A 533-nucleotide genomic window follows, 5' to 3' on the forward strand; every position below is an offset into this window, starting at 1 on the left:
CGTGGTCGGCGCCTTCTCGTCGGGCAAGACCTCGACGTAGGCCAGGCGGGTGGCGTCGTCGATCGCAACGTGAACCTTGTCGTAGCCGACGCCGTAGGAGCGCCCTTGCTGTCGATCACCGGTGATGCGGTGGCCCACCTTCCGGAACCTGGCCAGGGATTTGACATCCACATGGATCAGGTCGCCTTGGCGCTCCCACTCGTACCGCTGCACCGGTGGTTTGGGCTCCAGACTCTTCAGGCGACCGAGACCGAGACGGTTGAGGGCTCTGGCCACGGTGGAGAAGGGAGCCCGCAGCAGCCGAGCGATAGGGCGGAGGTGCAGGCGCTGGTGCCGGAGTTCCACGGCCTGCTGCAGCCGGTGCGGATCGAGCGTCCGCCGCTGGGTGCGGCGCCCGCTCCGTCGATCCGCCAGAGAGGCTGTGGGGTTCCCCCGATTTCGTGGACACCGATCAGGGGTTCATAGGGATGAGTGTACGGGCAGTGATGAACGCCTGCTCGTAGTCGATCGGACTCAGGTAGCCGATCGTTGAA

At 65.9% G+C, this 533-nt stretch carries 1 pseudogene; it reads right to left on the reverse strand.

Features of this window, described 5'->3' with window-relative positions:
• Positions 1–345, reverse strand: a pseudogene (locus ACLNEE_RS16880) (IS481 family transposase); the annotation flags it as partial.
• Between the last annotated feature and the right edge of the window lie 188 nt (positions 346–533).

Source organism: Aphanothece stagnina RSMan2012, assembly GCF_046764815.1.
Taxonomy (GTDB): domain Bacteria; phylum Cyanobacteriota; class Cyanobacteriia; order PCC-6307; family Cyanobiaceae; genus NIES-981.